This is a genomic window from Chitinophaga sp. 9-1-y (genome assembly GCF_059511905.2).
Genome location: NZ_CM197955.1, coordinates 2090476 through 2111914 on the forward strand (window position 1 = coordinate 2090476; position 21439 = coordinate 2111914).

15 protein-coding genes are annotated in these 21439 nt (G+C 47.3%); 9 read left to right on the forward strand and 6 right to left on the reverse strand.

The genetic code is table 11. The features are described 5' to 3' along the window. Window positions 1-5: 5 nt before the first annotated feature. From AC5ZC7_RS08200 to AC5ZC7_RS08215, 4 genes are all read left to right on the forward strand, one after another. A complete protein-coding gene (locus AC5ZC7_RS08200; RefSeq protein WP_496162664.1) occupies window positions 6-1031 on the forward strand; it encodes an NHL repeat-containing protein in 1026 nt (341 codons plus the stop codon). Further along, window positions 1031-3202, forward strand: a complete 2172-nt coding sequence (locus tag AC5ZC7_RS08205) for a c-type cytochrome domain-containing protein (RefSeq protein ID WP_496162665.1) — start codon at window positions 1031-1033, stop codon at window positions 3200-3202. Before AC5ZC7_RS08200 ends, AC5ZC7_RS08205 begins: the two co-directional genes overlap by 1 nt. A gap of 41 nt (window positions 3203-3243) precedes the next feature. Continuing rightward, window positions 3244-4650, forward strand: coding sequence for an aminotransferase class I/II-fold pyridoxal phosphate-dependent enzyme (locus tag AC5ZC7_RS08210; RefSeq protein WP_496162666.1), 1407 nt, complete (start codon window positions 3244-3246; stop codon window positions 4648-4650). Window positions 4651-4845: 195 nt separating this feature from the next. Beyond that, on the forward strand, window positions 4846-6264 hold the full coding sequence (locus AC5ZC7_RS08215; protein ID WP_496162667.1) for a GDSL-type esterase/lipase family protein: 1419 nt from the start codon (window positions 4846-4848) through the stop codon (window positions 6262-6264). Here the strand turns inward: AC5ZC7_RS08215 and AC5ZC7_RS08220 are convergent, their stop codons facing one another. After that, window positions 6265-6828, reverse strand: a complete 564-nt coding sequence (locus tag AC5ZC7_RS08220; RefSeq protein ID WP_496162668.1) for a hypothetical protein — start codon at window positions 6826-6828, stop codon at window positions 6265-6267. It abuts the gene before it with no gap. A gap of 198 nt (window positions 6829-7026) precedes the next feature. Between AC5ZC7_RS08220 and AC5ZC7_RS08225 the strand changes: the two genes are divergently transcribed. Continuing rightward, window positions 7027-7620 carry a DUF2306 domain-containing protein gene (locus tag AC5ZC7_RS08225; RefSeq protein WP_496162669.1) on the forward strand — a complete coding sequence of 198 codons (594 nt, stop codon included), beginning with the start codon at window positions 7027-7029 and terminating at the stop codon, window positions 7618-7620. Window positions 7621-7677: 57 nt separating this feature from the next. On the opposite strand, the gene AC5ZC7_RS08230 is transcribed toward AC5ZC7_RS08225, so the two are convergent. Both AC5ZC7_RS08230 and AC5ZC7_RS08235 read right to left on the reverse strand, forming a co-directional pair. Next, entirely contained in the window at window positions 7678-7899 is a 222-nt protein-coding gene (locus tag AC5ZC7_RS08230) for a hypothetical protein (RefSeq protein ID WP_496162670.1), read from the reverse strand. Window positions 7900-7904: 5 nt separating this feature from the next. Continuing rightward, the gene (locus AC5ZC7_RS08235) at window positions 7905-9014 is read right to left on the reverse strand and encodes a glycoside hydrolase family protein (protein WP_496162671.1); all 1110 of its coding nucleotides are present in this window, start codon (window positions 9012-9014) and stop codon (window positions 7905-7907) included. Window positions 9015-9162: 148 nt separating this feature from the next. On the opposite strand from AC5ZC7_RS08235, the gene AC5ZC7_RS08240 reads away from it, so the two are divergent. Then, on the forward strand, window positions 9163-9741 hold the full coding sequence (locus AC5ZC7_RS08240; RefSeq protein WP_496162672.1) for an NAD(P)H-dependent oxidoreductase: 579 nt from the start codon (window positions 9163-9165) through the stop codon (window positions 9739-9741). A 70-nt stretch (window positions 9742-9811) separates the two neighbouring features. On the opposite strand, the gene AC5ZC7_RS08245 is transcribed toward AC5ZC7_RS08240, so the two are convergent. Then, the gene (locus AC5ZC7_RS08245) at window positions 9812-10711 is read right to left on the reverse strand and encodes a prolyl oligopeptidase family serine peptidase (RefSeq protein WP_496162673.1); all 900 of its coding nucleotides are present in this window, start codon (window positions 10709-10711) and stop codon (window positions 9812-9814) included. Between the two features lie 52 nt (window positions 10712-10763). Beyond that, window positions 10764-11675, reverse strand: a complete 912-nt coding sequence (locus tag AC5ZC7_RS08250; RefSeq protein ID WP_496162674.1) for a helix-turn-helix domain-containing protein — start codon at window positions 11673-11675, stop codon at window positions 10764-10766. 457 nt (window positions 11676-12132) lie between these two features. On the opposite strand from AC5ZC7_RS08250, the gene AC5ZC7_RS08255 reads away from it, so the two are divergent. Further along, complete coding sequence (locus tag AC5ZC7_RS08255; protein WP_496162676.1) at window positions 12133-16491, forward strand: glycosyl hydrolase family 18 protein; 4359 nt, start codon at window positions 12133-12135, stop codon at window positions 16489-16491. Window positions 16492-16705: 214 nt separating this feature from the next. On the opposite strand, the gene AC5ZC7_RS08260 is transcribed toward AC5ZC7_RS08255, so the two are convergent. Further along, complete coding sequence (locus tag AC5ZC7_RS08260) at window positions 16706-18667, reverse strand: sialate O-acetylesterase (protein ID WP_496162677.1); 1962 nt, start codon at window positions 18665-18667, stop codon at window positions 16706-16708. Window positions 18668-18864: 197 nt separating this feature from the next. Here AC5ZC7_RS08260 and AC5ZC7_RS08265 point away from each other — a divergent pair, with 197 nt between their 5' ends. Together AC5ZC7_RS08265 and AC5ZC7_RS08270 are read left to right on the forward strand one after the other, a co-directional pair. Beyond that, window positions 18865-21114 (forward strand): heavy metal translocating P-type ATPase, encoded by a 2250-nt coding sequence (locus tag AC5ZC7_RS08265; protein WP_496162678.1) that lies wholly within the window; start codon window positions 18865-18867, stop codon window positions 21112-21114. 100 nt (window positions 21115-21214) lie between these two features. Continuing rightward, window positions 21215-21427, forward strand: a complete 213-nt coding sequence (locus AC5ZC7_RS08270; RefSeq protein ID WP_496162679.1) for a cation transporter — start codon at window positions 21215-21217, stop codon at window positions 21425-21427. Window positions 21428-21439 lie beyond the last annotated feature (12 nt).

A 21439-nucleotide genomic window follows, 5' to 3' on the forward strand; every position in this document is an offset into this window, starting at 1 on the left:
CAACTATGGAAAGAAGACAATTCATACAAGCGTCGGCGTTAGTAACAGCCTCTTTTTACATTTCCCGTGATCTTTTTGCGAAGCCAAAAGGTCCGGTATATGGTCATAATGGTATGCGTTATGCCCTGGATACAAAGTGGGGAACGCTGGATAGCAGCCGCTACCCGGTGAAAGATTGCCATGAAATGGTACAGGACAAAAAGGGAAGGATCATCCTGCTGACCAATGAAACAAAGAATAATATTCTCGTTTACAATAAATCCGGCAAACTGCTGGAGAACTGGGGCCATGAATTCCCCGGTGCCCACGGTTTAACGCTTAGCAATGAGAACGGTACCGAGTTTTTATTTATCACCGATACCGAAAAACACCAGGTGTATAAAACCACGATGGATGGTAAAATCATTATGACGATTGACTATCCGGCGGAAACGGGGAAGTACACCAAGAAAGAAGAATTTGTGCCTACAGAAACTACGATAGCCCCTAACGGAGATATTTATATTGCCGATGGATATGGCGCACAGTATGTGATGCACTACGACCGCAATGGAAAGCTGTTGGATATCTGGGGAGGAAGAGGTCAGGGAGATGAACACCTGGATAATGCCCACGGTATCACCGTGGATCATCGTCAGGGCACGCCTACGCTGATTGTTACTGATAGAACGCGTAATTGTTTTAAACGTTTCAGCATGGACGGAAAGCTGCAGGAGGTGATTGCATTGCCAGGCGCCTGCGTTTGCCGCCCGGTGATCAAAGGAGACCACCTGTATGCTGCGGTATTACGTTCTCCCAATATGGACAAGGAGGGTAGCGGTTTTGTAACGGTACTGGACAAAAATAATAAAGTAGTGTCTAATATTGGGGGTACTGCTCCGGTATATACCAATGGCCAACTGCAGCCGATGCAGCAGGCGGAAAAAATATTTGTACATCCTCATGACGTGTGCGTAGACAATGATGAAAATTTATATGTGGCGCAGTGGGCTTCAGGAAAAGTGTATCCATATAAACTCAGGAGGGTATAATGACATTGAAACAGCGCTTTCGTTGGCAGGCAGCAGGTAGTAACCTGTTGTTTGCCGCCAATATCTTTGTTCTCTTTTTACTCGTTTTCAACAACCAGGTGGTATTACCGCCCTGGTTGCAGGTACTGGGACGTATGCATCCCTTAATACTGCACTTCCCGATTGTGCTGTTGCTCCTGGCGGGTATATTAACGTTTATTCGTTTACGTGATCCGGCTGCGGAATCATGGAGGCAACAATTAACAGCCGCTTTATTACTCACCGGTGCACTGAGTGCAGTCGTTACCGTTATTATGGGCCTGTTCCTCTCCAAAGAGGAAGGTTATAATGGCAGTGGTATCCTGCAATGGCATAAATGGAGTGGGGTAGGTATTTGCTGGCTGGCGGCTGCATTGTACTGGCTGGGTCAATCCGCTACGCCCAGGTTGCGGTTGCAGCAGGCAGGAGTGGTTGTTACCATGCTTTTATTGGTTATAACAGGCCATTTTGGCGCCGATATCACCCATGGGGAGAACTTTGTACTGGCACCGGTAACGCCTGCCGGAAAAAAGGGGGCAGTGCCGTTTGATCAGGCCCTGGTATATGAACACCTGGTGAAGCCGATACTGGAAGAAAAATGTATGAATTGCCATAATGCAGGCAAAGCAAAGGGTGAACTGGCGATGGATTTACCACAGCAGTTGCTGAAGGGCGGAAAGAGTGGTAAACTGTTTGTTGCCGGTAAACCGGAAGTGAGCCTGTTGCTGGAAAGGTTGCATATGCCGCTCGATGCAAAGAAGCATATGCCTCCTGCAGGTAAACCCCAGCTAACAGATGAAGAAGTAGCGTTGTTGTATTACTGGATAAAAGCGGGAGCTGATTTCAAAACAAAAGTAGCCAGCCAGCCGGCACATGATAGCCTACGTTTACTGGCCGCCACTATGTTGCAGCCGGAAGAGAAAAAGGAGCTGGTATATGATTTTGCGGCAGCAGATGAAAAGCTGGTGGAGAAATTGAATAATAATTACCGTGTCATTTACCCGATTGCGTTGCATGCGGCGCCACTTGTGGTGAACTGTTACAACAAAGACGTGTTCAACGGCAAAGCGATCGAAGAACTGTTGCCATTAAAGAAACAGATCATTGAAATGCACCTGCAGAAAATGCCGGTACAGGATGCAGATTTGAAAACGATTTCTCAGTTTCAACAATTGCGTACCCTGAACCTGAGCTTTACTAACCTGAAAGGGAAAACGCTCGAGGCCCTGGTGTCTCTGCCTCACCTGGAAAGCTTGTCGTTGTCCGGTACACCAGTTACCATGGCAGAGCTGCAGGCATTGAAGAAAGCGCCGGCGCTGAAGGAATTATATCTCTGGAATACAGCCATGACAGCGGCTGATTTGCAACAGGTACAAAGTGCATTCAAACAGGTAGCAGTGATCAAAGGATTTATGGACGATGGCAACCTGCTGAAGTTGAATCAGCCGCAGTTGATGAACACGGCCATGATTTTCAGAGATCAGATCCAGCTGTTATTGAAACATCCGATCAAAGGCGTGGAAATACGCTATACTACAGATGGCTCCGCGCCGGATAGTATGCAGTCGCCCGTGTTTAAAGACAGCCTGTTAATCGACAAAAACCTCACCATTCGCGCTATTGCCTGTAAAAAGGGCTGGTATGCCAGTGATCCGGTGCAGTACAGCTTTTACAAATCTTCGTATATCCCTGACAGTATATCCCTGATCACGCAGCCGCATAGCTCTTATCCGGGTACTGGGCCTAAGACGCTCATTGATCTGCAGAAGGGCGGTATGGAGCATGGCAATGGCAAATGGCTGGGATATAATGGAAAACCAATGGAAGTAGTGATGTTGTTTAAAAAGCCCGTTCCGCTGCAGCAGGTGGCCGTGGGTAGCTTAAACAATGTAGCCGCTTATATTTTCCCGCCTTCCAAAGTAGAAGTATGGGGAGGGTCTGACCCTCAGCACCTGAAACTCCTGAAAAGGGTAGTGCCTGCAGCCGGTAAGAAAGACGATCCTGTAACCGCACTGGATATAGATTGCAGTTTCCCGCTAACGACTTTGTCCTGCGTAAAAGTGATTATGACGCCGGTAGCTAAGCTTCCGGAGTGGCATCCGGGCAAAGGATCTGCAGGTTGGGTGTTTGCAGATGAAATACGCTTTAATTAGCTGTGTAATTCGCCTACCTTTGAAAGGTAACGGATAACCGAATGAAACAGCATAAATATGAAGAAATAGCCGCAGAAATAGCCCGTAACATTCAGGGCGGGCAATATCTGCCGGGGCATAAGTTACCTTCTGTAAGGGCGCTGAAAGAGCGTTACCAAACCAGTTTGAGCACGATACAAAGTGCCTATGATGATTTGTTATTAAAAGGATGGGTGGAGAGTGTACCCCGGTCGGGCTATTTTGTATGTGCCCGGCCGGAGCCCGTTGACCCTGCCGGTGAAACGATGGTAGTACGTGACCCCGTGTTCCGTGCCAACCTGGCGGTGATCACCTCTGAAAACCTGCAACGCAGTGCGTTATCAGAGTTTAATGTGGCCGCACCCGGCGATTTACTGTTACCGCAACAGTTATTACTTAAAACCATGCAACAGGTGATCCGCGAAAAAGGCGCCGCGTTGTTGAAATATTATCCTCCCAATGGCTCTGCAGCACTCAGAGCCGCCATTACCAAACGTGCCGCACACTATCATACCCGTTTACAGGCAAATGAACTATTGATTACAGATGGCGCCTTACAGGCCATATATATAGCATTGGCAGCGGTATGCGAGCCGGGTGATGTTATTGCCATCGAAAGCCCCTGCATATTTTCTGTGCTGGAAGTGATCCGGGTACTGCGTTTAAACGTGGTGGAAATTCCGGTGCATCCCCGCACCGGGTTTGATATTGCTGCTTTGCAGCAGGCATGTACGTTGCATACTTTTAAAGCCATTGTGGTAACGCCTAACTTTCACAATCCTACCGGGGCGCTGATGACAGACGAACAAAAGCGTTTGTTGCTGCAGGTGGCGCAAACCAATGGTATCGCCCTGATTGAAAATGATATTTATGGGGAATTGTATTTCAATGGGAAGCGGCCTTCTACCATTCGCTCTTTTGACGACAGTGGTTGGGTGATGACTTGTGCATCTTTTGCGAAGTCGCTGGCGCCGGGGATCCGGTTGGGATGGTTGTCGGCCGGTCGTTTTTTCCGGCAGGCGGAACAAATCCGTTTTGCCATCGGTAGTGCGGTATCGCCCGTGTACCAGGAAACGATGCTGAAGATCCTCGATAGCAGCGCTTATGAGAAACATCTCCGCGTATTCCGTCAGCAGTTGCAGGCACAGTGTAAGCAGAGTATCCGGCTGGTAAAAGCACATTTTCCGGCTGATACCATCTTATCCCGTCCGCAGGGCGGATATCATTTATGGGTGCAGATGCCGCCACAGCAGGACATGAAGGCATTTTACCGGTATTGTGAGCAAATCGGGGTGAAGTTTACACCCGGATCTGCCTTTTCTTTCCGCCCTGTTTTTAACCAGTATTTCCGGCTGGTATTCGCAGATAAATATACGGCCGCCAAAGAAGCGGTATTACGTAAGATAGGGATCTATGCGTCTGCCCATTAGGCATCATCTGTACCGCTTGTATTTCCGCTGACTGTATCTTCCCGGCAGCCGGGCTTCCGCTACTTTCGTGGCTCAAGTTTAACCATCGGGACAACAGGCAACTACAGCGTACTGGGTGAAGGAACAACTATAACGGATATACGTGGAATATTTTATTATCTTAACACCCTATTCTTCCACGTATAATTGATGCATATGACTTTCAGGTACCTCGTACTGTTGTCCGTTTTATTTTATCATATGTCTGCGGCTGCGAAGCCGGTAAAAATTGCCTGTCTGGGCGCCAGTATCTGTGCCGGTGCGCGATTAGCGGATCCGAAAACGCAGTCGTATCCTGCCCAGTTGGAACGCATGCTGGGAAAGGGGTACCTGGTCACCAACTACGGTGTGAGCAGCACTACCTTATTGAAAAAGGGAGATCATCCTTATTGGAATACACCACAATATAAGGCTGCATTGGCCGCCAACCCGGATGTGGTGCTCATTGATCTGGGAGGGAACGACAGTAAGCTGGTGAACCGGGTGTACCTGGATGAGTACGAGAAAGATTATCGTGACATGATACAAGCGTTTAAGGCCTTGCCTTCAAAGCCGCGTATTGTATTGTTATTGCCGATTGTGTCGTTTGTGACCGACACCACGCAGATCTGGGATCCGGTGATTGCTAATCGCCTTGTGCCGAAAGTGAGGTGGGTAGCACATGAAGAAAATGTGGAGGTGGTGAATTTAAATTCCCTGTTTATAGGGAAGCCTGCGTTGTTGCCGGATGGTATTCATCCAGGGCTGGAAGGCACTACCCTGATGGCGAAAACGTTGTATGAGGTGATTCATCCGGAAGCAGCGCCCTCTTTGGATCTTCTTAATAATTTACCTAATCACGTGTCTTTAAGTTATTTTTATGGCTATCGGATGGCGGATTTTGATTTTAAGGGACGCGATTGCAAGGTGGTAGCACCGGTACGGGAAGCGGCAGGTTATCCGTGGATTTGGCGGGCCCGCTTTTGGGGGCATGAGCCACAAACAGATATTGCATTGCTGGAAAGAGGCTTCCATGTAGTGTATTGTGATGCGTCAGAATTATTTGGTAATGAAGAAGCGATTCAGTTGTGGAATGATTTCTATGCGATGTTGCATGGAAGAGGACTGGCTGCCAAAGCGGTGATGGAAGGCATGAGCCGGGGTGGTATCTACGTGTATAACTGGGCCGCAGTAAATCCGGATAAGGTGGCGGCGGTATATGTAGACAACCCGGTAATCGACCTTACGAGCTGGCCGGGCATACAGTATAAAAAGCAACTGGCTGGCCGCAATGAGTGGGAAACGTTTAAGAAAGATTATCAGCTGCCCACTGATTCAGCAGCACTAGCGTTTACAGGCAGTCCCCTGTATAAGGTAAACGAGATTGTAAAAGGGAAATATCCTATGTTGCATGTTTTGGCAGATGAGGACCGGGATGTAATTCCTGCTGAAAATACGCTTCCTTTTGAAGCCAAAGTACGTGCAGCCGGTGGCGATATAACGGTGATGCATAAACCGGGTTTTGCGCATCATCCACATAGTTTCCCGGATTCTACGCCTATTGTGGATTTCATCTTAAAGGCGTTGCACCGGTAATTATTTCAGCAACCATTCCAGTTTATACATCTGGTGGAAGCTGTCGTAGTCCATGAGTGCGGCATCCCTTTTAAATAAAGCATCTATCTGGTCTGCTAAGGCCGGATGATCGCGGAATGCCTGTTTCAGATTCCAGGCAGTTAATGTTTGTAGCTGCCCATTGGCTGCGGAGAAATAGTATTTGAACTGGTCTGTAGGTCCTTCTTTGGGCGAAGCAGGGATTTTTCTTTTATACAGCAGTATGGTCGGATTGTTATTGAGCACCTGGTAGCTATGGTTGCCAATGATCCTATATACTTCTCCGTTAGTAAGCCGATAAGCAAAAATGTCTTTCTTGTTTAGTTGTATAACGCTGTCTTTACAGTGGATAGTGACATAGCTTTTAGGAGACAAAGTATATAATTTAATCGAGGCCGGGGCGCTGCTATCGTGATAGTTGAGCTGATTACCCAGGAAATCATTTCTATCGTGGAAGATGCCTGTTATTTTTCGTTGCGCAGAGAGCAGGGTGCTAATGCTCATCAGCAGCACGCATAATCCTGCAATGCTTGTAAATCTTTTCATGGCCGACCAGAGATTGTTTTAGCTACTGCAATTTTACTAAAAACAATTGTTTATTCTGCCTGATTTTCCCTCTTGACCAACTATTTGTTAGTGATAGAAAAATGGTATTTTGGGAAAAAGCTTCCTTACTTGAAAATTATAGGCCAGATATTGTGCGCTTTTATTGTTTACCTGCTTCTATGTGCAGCTACATTTTTAATGCTGAGAACTATTTTGCAGTATACCGTCCTGCAGGATAATGTTGGTTTTTTACAGTTGAAGCAGGCATACGTAGGTAATAAGGTTTGGAAGACTGCTTTTTATGTGCATGTATTTTCTGCGATTTTTGCCCTGATGGCAGGATTTACGCAGTTTTCGGGAGATCTGCTTAAAGAACGTTCTTCCATACATCGGTTAGTGGGGCGGTTGTATGCCTGGAATATCATGGCCATTAATTTTCCGGCGGGCATGATCATGGCTATTTATGCCAATGGCTTGCTGCCATCTAAAATCGCTTTTACGATATTGGATTGTTTATGGTGCTGGTTTACCTGGCAGGGCGTTGTGACGGCCAAAAGAGGGGACATCGCTGCACACCGGCGTTTTATGATCCGGAGTTATGCGCTAACGCTTTCTGCGATTACGCTCAGAACCTGGAAGGAAATATTATCGCGCAGTTTTGATATAGATCCGCTCACACTATACATGATCGATGCATGGTTGGGATTTGTTCCCAATTTGTTATTGGCGGAAGGATGGATTTATTTGACATCAAAGGCAGCTAAAAGAATCACGGCTTTGAATAGGAAATAAATCCCCAATTTTATTTAGGTGGATGACTATCTTATTCCATACAGTCCCACAAAAAAATTATCCTCTTCCCAGCGAAAAATTGAGGAGAATCAAGTAGGTAATGCTACCAACGATGATCAGCAAGCAGAGGACAAAAGTAATGATCCCTGCTGTGAGTGCTATTGTATCGCCTTTGGTTTGAAATACGCGGTATATTTTCCGGGAAAAGAAATAACATATCCAGAGAATAACAAAAGCTACAGCCATGAAGAAAAGAGTAGCCAGAATAGAAGATTCCATAGGTATTATTTTAGGTTGATGACCATATTCCATGTCTTATCTACTTCATACGGTCTGGGGCCGGAGCCGGTGGCCGCAAACAGATGCGTAGGTTTGCCATTTTCAAATAAAAGAAATGGTCTTTCAAAGTTGGCCTGATGGGTGGTAGTGCCATCATTCCATTTCACAACACGTGAATAGGCTTTTACGGGACTGGATAATTTCCAGTCGATGCCATTTTTCGAAGTAGCATGAATACCGCCGCCTTCTTCTCCGCAAATATGTCCGAAGCGATCTTTCATGATCAGTTCATATTGTTTTCCGGACCACCATACAAATGGGTCTTCCACATCGTTGTCCATGTTTTCTTTGCTATGAAAGGAGAAAACAGGTTTGTCTGAAAGCCGTTCGTATACAGCATCATAGCGTTTGGCGCCGGCGGCGCCCAGCAATAATGGGGGTGATTGGTCTTTGGAAGAAGATTTATACATCAGGTATACGCTGCCATCGGGTTTGATCACCGGTGAAGGGTTGGAGGTAATAGAGGCATCCCATTTGCCGGGGCGGGGTGATATGACCGGGTGGTCCATCCGTTTCCAGGGCCCGAAAACCGAGTCAGATACGGCCATGCCTACACGCTTGTGCATCCAGGCGCGTTGCGCGCGTCCATCGGCCCATACGTCTTCGCGGTTATCGGGTACTTTGAAATCGTAGGAGGTACCCATGTAGTAAAGCAGGTATTTATTTTTATATTTTACTATTCTTGGATTGTGGGTGACCAGGCCGTCGAAATAATCCTTGCCGCGGGGCGACAGTACTACTTCTGCAAAGGTGTAAGGGCCTTCCGGGGTAGGCGACACGGCTCTTACAATTTGCGAATTGGTAACCCAGTTACCAAAGCCCAGGTCTTTCGACCAGCGGGAGGCGAACATGTGATATTGCCCGTCTTCTCCTTTTACTACAGAAGGGTCCCATACCCAGTAATCATCCATTTTAAAACCGCCGCCTACCGGTGCAGTGAGCAATTTATCTGCAAAAGCGGTGTCACCGGTGCCAGCCAGTAGCTTATTGGCGCCCAGCAGGGAAGGAAGGATAATGCCTGCGGTAACCTGCTGAATAAAAGTACTTCTTTTCATGTATCCAATGTGTTACAATCGACTATAGGTTTGTTGGGAATAGTGCAACATACAAAAAAAATGAGGGGATAGGAAATTTGCCGTCGCTGCTTCCCTTCTTTCCTGTGGATTGATTTATATTTGAGCCCACATAACAGGATCTACTATCATGAGCCATAAAATAAAAGTACTGGCGATTTGCGGAAGCACCCGCCAGGTTTCCTCCAATCATCACCTGATTAAAGCGATTACCACTTTAAGTGCAGATATCTTCGATGTGCAGTTATGGGACGGGCTGACAGCCTTGCCCCATTTCAACCCGGACGAAGATATGACACCAGAGAGTGCACCAGCCCCCGTACAGCAATTCCGCGAAGAACTGGCAGCAGCTGATGCCGTATTGATTTGTTCGCCGGAATACGCCATTGGCGTACCGGGAACGCTGAAGAATGCCATCGACTGGACCGTTTCCTCCATGCATTTTTCCCGTAAACCGGTGGCATTGATTACGGCGGGCACTTCTGGATATAAGGCGCATCAGTCGCTGTTGGGAACCTTACTCATTATAGAGTCTAAAATAGGAGAGGATGCGCAGTTGGTGGTATCTGGCGTGAAGCGGAAAGTAAACGAGGCGGGTGTGATTACCGATGCCGAAACGGAAACGCAGGTACGAAAACTGATAACAACATTAGCGGCTGTAGTGGCAGAAGAGGAAGTGATATTGTTACCCGCACCGTTATTATTCTAAATAATTATCCCAGACAAAGTAGCTGTCTTTTTGAGGCAGCTACTTTTATTTATAGGGGATCAATATTTTCTCAGAATCCATTTTCCATCAACCAACTGTTGAACATCTTAAACCAATGGTCTTTGCTATTCGAATCAGTCAATGCAAAACCGTGTCCACCTGATTGCAGGATATGCATTTCTGCTTTTACATGGTTTTGTAACAGTGCATTAAAAAACGAAAGGGTGTTTTTGACTGGGATGACGTCATCATCTGCGGCGTGTACCATAAAGGTGGGTGGAGTAGTAGCGGTAACATGTTTATCGGTACTATAGAGGTGTAGTAATTCCGGCGAGGGGTCTTTGCCAATGAGGTTTTCGCGGGTTCGTGGAATAGCCGGGTCGTAGATAATCACCGGGTATAACAATGCCATGAAATCTGGCCGGAGTGAAATGTTTTCTTTGTTATCGATCACGATCCTGTTGGCTTGTGTGCCTTCCATTGATACCAGGTGTCCACCGGCTGAAAGTCCCATCATACCTACTTTGGCAGGGTTAATGCTCCATTCTGTGGCCCTTTTACGCACTAGCCGGATAGCGGCCTGTGCATCCTGCAACGGACCAATAGATTTATTGATCATGATGGTATCATTGGGCAAACGATACTTTACAATAAAAGCAGCAATACCTTTTTCGTTCAGCGCTTTAGCAATTTCTTCACACGATGGGAGCGACAAGAGGCGGTAGCCTCCACCCGGAAAGATAAGTATGGCGGTGCCGGTGGCATTTTCTTTCTTCGGAAAAAAAGGAATGAGTGCCGGTTGGGTGATCCGGGTTACACACTCATCGGCATCTGTTTGTTCCAGGAAATCTGCCGGGGCCTTGCGGGCATTGGGCACACTCTCTTCGTAAAGGGGGATCTGTTGTGCTGTGGCTTGTTGTAGCCAAAGCATGGATATAAAAGTGCTGAATTTTATGAGCTTACTTATCATACCACTAAAAGTAGCGATCTTCAGCTACGGGGACTATGCCAAAATGCTCAAATTATCCGTTTATCCGGAAGTAGGTAGGTTGCACCCCATAGGCCGATTTAAATGCCCTGGAAAAAGCGCTGGCACTTTCAAATCCGCACATCCAGGCAATGTCCTGCACGGGTTCCTGGCTGTGTTGTAAGAAGTCGGCCGCCTGTTGTAACCGGATGCCGGTCAGATACTGGTACGGTGTGGTATGAAAAACCGCTTTGAACTGTCTGACCAGTTGCGGTACCGATAAGCCAGCCTGGGCGCCGATTTGTGTTAAATCAATGTTTTGTCCGGGTACAGAGTGGAGCACATCCCTGGCTACGCATAAACGTTTATATATTTCCTGCCGGGTACCGGCTTTAATGGCCTTCACCAGGTTGGTAGCTCTTACATCTGATCCATGCATACTTAACAGGTGGCGCAACAGGAATACGAGATACTCATCTGTCATGGCTTCCTGGTAGCCGTTGGTTTCGAGCAGGGATATGAGATGGTATAATTGCCGGCTCATAGCGGGTGTAATGGAGCGAAGTGTCTGAAAAAACTCAGGAGTGCTATGGATGCTGTCGGCAGGGTTGTCCAGTAACCAGGTGTCTGTGTGTTGGGTGTCGGAAAATACGGCGGCCGCAAATTCATTTTTAAAGAAGACAGATAGGCATCGTACTTTTTCTTTGCTGCGAATGCGGCAGGAATAACGTTGTTCGTTGTTTAAGACCAGGAATTGTCCCGGGCGAACCGCTAATTGCCGGCCATCTATCCCATAAATCTCTGTTCCGCTTAATACCGTTTTTATAGAAAGACAGCCAACATGGTCGTCGCAAAAACTCTCCCTGCTCTCCGCATGGAAGATGATATTGTGTTTGCTGAAGCGCTCAAAATGCTGTGCTTCATCAAAGCCTGGTTGCGTATGATCGGGCAGATGGGTAAAATACATGGTAAAAGATCGCTGGCCTTATAAAGTTATCATTTTTCGTCAACACTATTACTGCCTGCTAATGTGGGAAATGGTGACGCGAGATCATAAAATTGAGCATTTTGGCATATACCAGTTGGCTGGTTGGAGGTATTTTTTGTGCGCAAAGGTATTGCGTCCATCCAGGAGGGGGGCCTTAATTAGCCAAATATTTGATGATTCCAGCCAGGTGATCGACCCGAATGGAATTATTTCGGGATAAAAAATAATTTATTCTTTCCGATAGTACTACTCGGACGCCTGTCCGACATCGCTTTTGAGAGCCGCTGTAATGTGCATTCCATTGTGTAATTCTGCATTTGAAAAACTAAACCTGTAATGAAGGCGACCGTTGCCTGGAATTCCCGTAGCGTGTGTAATAGCAAACCATATCAGCCAAGACGTATGATTTTTTTTCAACCACAATAAAATCAACAGTATGAATTCCCTCTTTGCATTAAGAACCGGCATCGTACGCCGGATGCTGCTGGCATGCTGGCTACTGCCAGGCCTCCTATGCAGCAATCTGATGGCGCAGGTAAGCCCGCCTGTACCAGCCACCACTCATCAACACAATAAGCAGGTGATAGGCTATATCACCCAATGGGACGCCTGGAAAAACATCGCAGGTATTGTACCCGCTGGCGGTTACAATCATTTGAATGTGGATTACTCGCAGTACACCCAGCTCAATTTTTCTTTCTTTGGCGTAGCGGTAGATGGTTCCTTGCACAGTGGCGACTACCGCAATAAAAATATTTACCAGGTAGGTGCCACACAAGCCCCGGCAGCATTGGTAAATACAGATATTTACAGCAGCTGGGACATGTACCTGCTTTATGGAGAACTGGACATCCTTTATAATATATCGGATGGCAGTTATGCTTATTCACTGGGCTATCGCAATGCCGGTGGCGGATGGAGTAATGTCAACACCGGTAAAACTGGATCTTTCCCTTTATCCGTTCCCAAACAGGGGGGTGCCCCCGGCGTGATTGACCTGGCGCATCAGAAGGGCGTAAAAGTAGTGGCTTCCATCGGCGGTTGGAGTATGTGTAAACACTATCCTGAAATGGCCGCAGATGCCACCAAAAGGGGCCGTTTTATTGCAGGCTGCCAGGAGTTGATCAGCATGGGTTTTGATGGTATCGACTTTGACTGGGAATATCCCAACGATCCCGGTATGAACATCGAGCATTATGGACCAACAGATTTCGCCAACTTTGCTGCCCTGGTAGAGCAGCTACGTGCAGCTATTGGCCCCAGTAAAATCATCACGGCCTGCTTTGCTGCCGCACCCGCTAAGCTACAGGGTTTCGACTGGGCAAGACTAAATAATTCCATGAATTATTTTGACATGATGACCTATGACTATAATGGTGGCTGGTCCAATAAAGCCGGACATAATGCGCCGTTATATGATTATCCTGGTGCGGAATACAGTGGCTTTTCTCTCAATGCTACTACGCAGGCACTCCGTGCGCTGGGCGTAAACATGAGTAAAGTAAACCTGGGCGCCCCTTTTTACGGTCGGGGGGTGATTACCAGCGGTGCGGCTGCCCTGAATGGTGCTACCGTTAAACGCGCAGAAACCGTGCAACCTGACGGACCCATACAAACCTGCGCCGATTATACCAACTGGGCTAAAGACCAATGGGACGGTACACCCAACTATAGCTACGTCCTCAATAAAACAGGTAGTGGCTCCGGCTGGACAGATCACTGGGATGATGTAGCCAAAGTGCCTTATAAAACTAATGGCAGCTTTTTCCTCAGCTATGATAACGAACGCTCCATTGGTGAAAAGGCCCAGTATATCAAAGATAATAGTCTGGCAGGTGTGATCATTTGGCAGGTATTCGGCGATATGCTCAATATGACGACCGCTACACAGGCGAAAGGAAAACTGATCTATTGCCCCAACACCACTTCTCCACTGGTCAATAAGATCAATGAAGTTTTTGCCGGCAATGTAACAGGCAACATCCCGCCCAAAGTAAATCTCATTTCACCGGTCAACAATACCACTTTTACTCTACCTGCTACTATCAACATACAGGCATCTGCCAGTGATTCTGATGGCGTGGTGAAACGAGTGGCTTTCTACCGGGATACTACGCTGTTAGCCATTGACAGTACGGCACCCTATGCTTATAGCTGGACCAGCACAACCGCCGGCAGCTATGCTATCAAAGCCATTGCTACGGATGATAAAGGCGCCAGCACTACTTCTACGGTGGCCAATATCACGGTGACCGGCGGCTCTGTGAGCACCGGCAAAGTGATTGTAGGCTACTGGCAAAACTGGGGCACTCCTACAGATGCCTCTCCGTATATCCCTCTCCGTAATGTGAACCCGAAATACAATGTGATTGAAATTGCATTTGCCATGAGTGGTACGGATAAGGCCACGATGAGCTTTGTACCGGAAAATACCACTCCGGCAGTATTTGCTTCGGATGTGGCTTACCTGCAATCACAGGGCAAAAAAGTGCTGTTGTCTATTGGCGGCGAAACGGGTACGCTGGACCTTAGCACCACAGCACAAAAGCAAGCCTTCGTTACTTCCCTGAAATCCTTGCTGGACCAATATAATTTTGACGGCTTTGATATAGACATCGAAGGCGGTGCTAACCTGCAACTCAACAGCGGCGACAATGATTTTACAAATCCTACTACCCCAAAAGTAGTGAACCTGATAGCCGCTATTAAAGAAGTAGTGGCCTACCGCAAAGGACTCGGTAAAGACTGCTGGCTGACCATGGCGCCAGAAACCTATTATGTACAAACCGCTTATGGCTCCACCTATGGACCACTGGTAGGCGCTTATTTGCCGGTGATTCATGGTGTACGCACAGAGCTCACTTTCATCCATCCGCAATATTATAATACAGGTTCTGTGATGGGACTCGACAATGGTATCTACAGCCAGGCTACTTCCGATTTCATAGTAGCCATGTCGGAAGTGTTGTTGCAGGGATTCCCGGTATCCGGTACAGGTAAAGTATTTCCACCACTCCGGGAAGACCAGGTGGCCTTTGGTGTACCGGCATCCGCCAGTGCAGCAGGCGGTGGTTATACTACCCCGGTGAATGTGAAGAAAGCACTGGATTATTTAATTAAAGGACAGGCATACGGCGGCGCCTACACGTTGCGCAAACCTGCCGGTTATCCGAACTTCAGAGGTATCATGACCTGGTCGGTTAACTGGGATAAAGTGCATGGCGATGAGTTTGCCAGTAACTACTACGATTATTTCTTTGGCACTACCGTGGTAAATAAACCTCCTGTGGTAAACATTACAGCTCCGGCCGGCAATACCAATTACAATGCACCGGCCAGCATTACCATCCAGGCTGCAGCCAGTGATTCCGATGGCATCGTGATCGCTGTAAAATTCTATAACGGCAATGCACTGCTGGCAACAGATAGCGTGGCTCCGTATTCCTTTGTATGGAACAATGTACCTGTGGGTACCTACAACCTCACGGCGCTGGCAACAGATAATAAAGGCGACAGCACAAGGTCGTCTGTTGTTACAGTGAAAGTAAATACCCCGGGTAATAAACCACCTGTGGTAAACATTACAGCTCCTGCCAATAACACCACTTACACTGCGCCAGCAACCGTATTGATAAACGCTACGGCTACAGATAGTGCAGGCACTATTGTAAGGGTGGAGTTTTACAATGGTACCACATTGTTGTCAACAGATTCCGTTGCGCCATATAGCTATAGCTGGACCAATGTAGCAGCAGGTAACTACGCTATTACAGCTAAGGCAACGGATAACGGTGGCGCATCTACGACTTCCGGTATCGTGAATATCATTGTAAATCCTGCTGGTGGCGGTGGTTGCGATGGAATTGCTGGATGGGTAGCTACTACTGCATACAATGGAGGTACCCAGGTCGTATACGGCGGCAAAGTATACAACTCCAAATGGTGGACACAGGGAGAACAGCCAGATCTGAATACAGGCTCAGGAAAGCCCTGGGAATATGTAAGGGATTGTGGCGGCACACCGGGCAATACGCCGCCAACAGTGAGCATTACGTCACCTGCTAATAATGCAGCATTTACTGCTCCTGCCAGTATAGCCGTTAACGTTACATCTGCTGATGCAGACGGTACCATTTCTTACGTTACTTTTTATAATGGTACTACTTTGCTGTCAACAGATTCCAGTGCGCCATATAGCTATAGTTGGACCAATGTAACTGCCGGTAATTACGCCATTACAGCTAAGGCAACGGATAATGGTGGTGCTTCCACTACCTCAGCTGTTGTAAATGTGGTGGTAAATCCTGCCGGTGGCGGAGGTTGCGGTGGCATTGCCGCATGGGTAGCTACTACGGCTTATAATGGAGGTAGCCAGGTAGTATATGCCGGTAAAGTATATAACTCCAAATGGTGGACACAGGGCGATAGACCAGATCTGAATACGGGCTCCGGAAAGCCATGGGAATACGTGAGAGATTGTACCGGCGCAGCCATCGTAAATAATGCAGTGCTATCTAAATCGATTGCTCCTTCCTCCTTGCTTTCCTACCCTAATCCTGCTAATGGCAACGAGATTCGGTTGAAAGTAGAGGGTAATCCAGGTGATAAATTACTGATAGAAATAATGGACCTGCATGGAAACGCACCCGTGATACAACAGGTGTATGTGCCTGCATCAAAAGGAGTGCAACCCGTAAGTATCAATATCAGTAAGGTACATGTGGGCACGTGGATTATCAGAGTCACCAGTCAGCAAACACGTAAAGTGAGTAGTGCCAAGTTAATCAGGTTATAGGGAGATGGAAATAGAGAAGTCCCGTCGGCATGCCTGATCAGTTATCGTAAGTAGAAAAAAGAAGAGGGTGTCTCAAAAGTAATTTGAGACACCCTCTTTGTATTTTAAGAAAAATAAGGCTATTTATCCAGAAAATCCGGCGGCAGGATAGCCACGGGATATAAGCGTTTATTACGCGTGTACACGGCGGTACCCATCTCCCGAAATAATCACCTTATTTACCAACAATGTATTTATTATTTTCAGTAACTCCTTTCCAGTTATCTGTGCGGAAAGGCGCTGCGGGGAAACCTTCTTTATTAAAAAGATTATCCTCCAGGTTATCATCGGCCCAGCCGTAACGCACGGCTACCGGGTTACTTACTTCGTCGCAAAACACCACCACTTTATCGCCAGCCACATAGGCTTTGGCATAATGGAATTGCTGATCGGCGCCGGCTACTTCAAAGCCTTTGATATAGCCATATTTGTCGTTTACGGTAAGACCGCCGCCTACGCTGGTAAAGCTAAGTGTTACTTTGTTGCCATTGGTTTGCATGGATTGATACACCGGACCGCTGTATACATTGTTTTGACCATAGGTGTTGTGTAAAGCAACGGCGGCCAGTCTTTTTCCTACATCCTGCTTGTTGCGTGGGTGAATGTCTTTAGGTTCGCCAATGTCTGTAATAACGGCCATGCCTGTATTAGGCATGTTCAGGGTAAGCGTTTGTGCTTCTCTCAGTTCTGCCCAGTTGCTTCCCCGCTGGCTGTTGCCATTGGCAGAATTGAAGCTGGCCAATTGTACAAAGTAAAACGGAAACTCGCCCTGGTTCCACAATCTGCGCCAGTCGTTGATGAGCAGCGGAAATGATTTCCGGTATTCATAAGCACGGCCGGCATTGGTTTCGCCCTGGTACCAGATGGCGCCTTTAATGGCAAATGGTAATATGGGATGGATCATGGCATTATACAACAGAGAAGGGTAGCTGTTGGGGCTTACACTTACATCGGGTATAATAGCGGATGCTATACGGTAAGCCCAGTTGCCCGCCAGTGGCTGTTTGTGGCCTGCTATATTCACAAACATATCAGCCGCATCTCCGGTAAAACCGCCACCGCCGCCGGTATCTTCTATTCTTACTGCAATGGTATTTTTGCCGGCTTTTAGCACACCAGCCGGAATCTTATACAGGCGGGTGGCATTATAAGCATTGGTGCTGCCTACGCGGACGCCATTGATATAGGCAATATCGTTGTCGTCTATTGTGCCCAAACTTAATTCCGCGGGTTGACCGGCTTGTGATGCCGCTACATCGAAGCTGCGGCGGAACCATACTATACCGTCGAAGTCGCCGAGTTGCCGCGTTTCCCAGGCGCCAGGCACTTCCATCTTATCCCAGGACTGATCCGCTACGTTTTCGGCCGACCAACCGGCAGCGGTCGCGGCATCAGGGATGCTACCCTGTTTGGTTTGAATGATCTGCTGGATTCTTTTTTTATTGGCGATCGCAAAAGAGTCGATATTCAATACCGGCGTGTTTTTCATGAGCTCACTGAACACTTCGTTATTGGCCATGCCGTCGCGGCTGATCCAGGTTTCCACCATAGAGCCACCCCAGGAGGTGTGTATGAGGCCAATAGGGACGTGCAGTTGCTCATTCAGGGCTTTGGCAAAGAAGTAGCCAACGGCGGTAAAATCACCGGTATTTTCAGGGCTGGCCGCCTTCCAGGCGCCAGGCTTGGTATCTGCCTTGGGGGTAGCCGAAATATCTTTCGGCAAATAGAAATGACGGATGCTGGGGTTGGCAGATGCCGCTTTCTCTTTATCCGCATTGAATACGGCATTTACAGGAAATTCCATGTTCGACTGACCACTACATACCCATACATCTCCCATGAGGATATCGTGCAGGGTAATACTGTTTTTTCCCTGTACCGATAAATTATACGGACCACCCGCTTTCTCCGGATTCAACAATACTTTCCACTGTCCGTTTTTATCGGCTTTAATGGTTTTTGTTTGTCCATTGAACTGAATGGTGACTTTTTCATTTTTATCTGCCCAGCCCCACACCGGAATGGGTTTATCGCGCTGGAGTACCATATTATCCCCGAAAATGTTGGGAAGACGAACGGTGGCCCACCCAACGGAGGTCATCATAGTGGCGGCCAGTAACAAAACTGTTTTTTTCATATTTGTGGTATTGTCGTTATCAAGAAACGCGTGGAATCGCTATGCGGCTATAAATGTAAGGAAGCGTTTTTTTATTTTATAACTTATTATGATAAAGTAATAATACCCGATGGCTTAAAATTATATACAAATAACCCTGAATAGTGTAACAGTTCCCCCTCGCATTGGAAGTAGCTTTGCATAAAATCAAGAGAAATATGTCAATCGCTATATCCGTGCAGCCAGCTGCACATAAGAAACAAGAGATAAAAGAATCTTACCCTGTATTGGAAATGACCTGTGCTGCCTGTGCCATCAGCGTGGAATCTATGCTGAAATCAGTTCCCGGCGTATCTGATGCCGGCGTAAACTTCGCCAACCAGCGGGCCTGGGTGGTGTATGATCCCGCCGTAGTAACGCCGGAGGGCCTGCAGCGCAGCGTTCGCAGTGTAGGATATGATTTATTGATCAATAAAGAAAACCAGGAGGAGGAACAGGCGGCTGCACAGCAAAAGCACTACCAGCATGTCAAACAAAGAACAATCTGGTCAGCGGTGTTATCGCTCCCGGTAGTGATCATCGGTATGTTTTTCATGGATATGCCGTATGGTAATTATATCATGATGGCTTTTGCCACGCCGGTGGTGTTTTTCCTCGGACGTCATTTCTTCGTGAATGCCTGGAAGCAGGCCAAATTCGGTAAAGCTAACATGGATACCCTGGTAGCATTGAGTACCGGTATTGCATGGTTATTCAGCGCCTTCAACACCTTTTACCCTGAATTCTGGCACCAGCGCGGGTTGCATGCACATGTTTACTTTGAAGCAGCAGCGGTGGTGATTGCGTTTATATCTCTCGGAAAATTACTGGAAGAAAAAGCGAAATCAAATACTTCTTCTGCCATCAAAAAACTGATTGGATTACAACCTAAAACTGTATTGCTGGTAGGCAGCGATGGCAATACCACCGAAATTCCGATTGCGCAGGTACAGGTAAACGACCTGCTGATGGTGAAGCCTGGTGAAAAAATCCCGGTAGATGGTAAAGTAGCCAACGGTACTTCCTATGTAGATGAAAGCATGATTACCGGGGAGCCGGTAGCCGTAGCTAAAAAGGCCGGAGACGCGGTGTTTGCGGGTACTATTAACCAGAAAGGCAGCTTTCAGTTCCACGCGGAGAAAGTAGGGGCCAACACCTTACTGGCCCAGATTATCAAGATGGTACAGGAAGCCCAGGGTAGTAAAGCTCCGGTACAAAAACTGGTCGATAAAATTGCGGGCATCTTTGTCCCTGTAGTGATAGGCATTGCCATCTTAACCTTTGCTACCTGGATGATATTAGGTACAGATAACGCTTTCAGTCATGCGTTGCTCACGGCGGTGACCGTACTCGTGATTGCTTGTCCTTGTGCACTGGGATTGGCTACACCTACAGCTATCATGGTGGGCGTAGGTAAAGGCGCTGAAAACAATATCCTGATCCGCGACGCGGAAAGCCTGGAGTTAGCACATAAAGTAAACGCACTGATACTGGATAAAACCGGTACCATCACCGAAGGTAAACCCGTAGTAACGGATATTACCTGGAATGTGGAAGGAGAAACCGCTCAAAAAGTATTGTATGCGCTGGAACGCCAGTCTGAACACCCGCTGGCAGAAGCCGTAGTGGCACACTTGCAGGAAAGCAATGTAACGCCCGTGGTGCTGGATCATTTTGAAAGCATTACCGGGCAGGGAGTAGAAGCACGGTACGAAGGCAGTACCTGGTATGTAGGTAACGGAAAGCTGATGGAAGCGCATAAAGTGATACTGGATGCCACTATTAAAGCGAAGGCCGCCGCGTTACAAGCTGCCGCCAATACCGTAGTTTACTTTGCGGTCGACAAAAAACTGCTGGCCGTAATCGCCATTGCTGATAAAATCAAAGCTACGTCCAGGGCGGCTATCGAATCATTGCAACGCAGCGGTATAGAAGTATACATGCTGACCGGCGATAACGCGCACACCGCAGCCGCTGTGGCACAACAGGTAGGCATTAAGCATTACAAGGCAGAAGTGCTGCCTTCCTACAAAGCCGAATTTGTAAAAGAGTTGCAGCAGGCAGGTAAAGTAGTGGCGATGGCCGGGGATGGTATCAACGACTCCCAGGCGCTGGCACAGGCAGATGTGAGCATCGCGATGGGTAAAGGTGCTGACATTGCGATGGATGTGGCTAAAATGACCCTGATCACCTCAGATCTGAACAGTATTCCCCGGGCATTTAAATTATCCGGAAAAACAGTGCGTACCATTAAACAAAATCTCTTCTGGGCGTTTATATATAATGTCATCGGTATTCCAGTTGCGGCAGGTGTATTATTCCCGGTAAATGGCTTCCTGCTGGATCCCATGATTGCCGGAGCAGCTATGGCGCTGAGTTCTGTAAGTGTGGTGAGTAACAGCTTACGCCTTAAAATGACCAAACTATAATTATGTAAAAGGAATTATGAATTGTGTAACAATCCCCGGTTCCTTAGCACGTAATTTTACATCATCAATCAGACAATTATCTCATAAAAAAATAAACAGAATGGAAACAGTACAATTCAAGACCAATATAAAATGTTCAGGATGTATAGCAACGGTAACGCCTGTATTAAATGAACTGGCCGGCGCAGATAACTGGGAAGTAGACCTGACCAGCGCAGATAAAATACTCACCATCGCCAAAGAAAACCTCGATAAAAGTGAAGTAAGGGTAGCAATCGAAAAAGCAGGTTACAAAGCAGAAGCATTGTCATAACGCTAACAACTA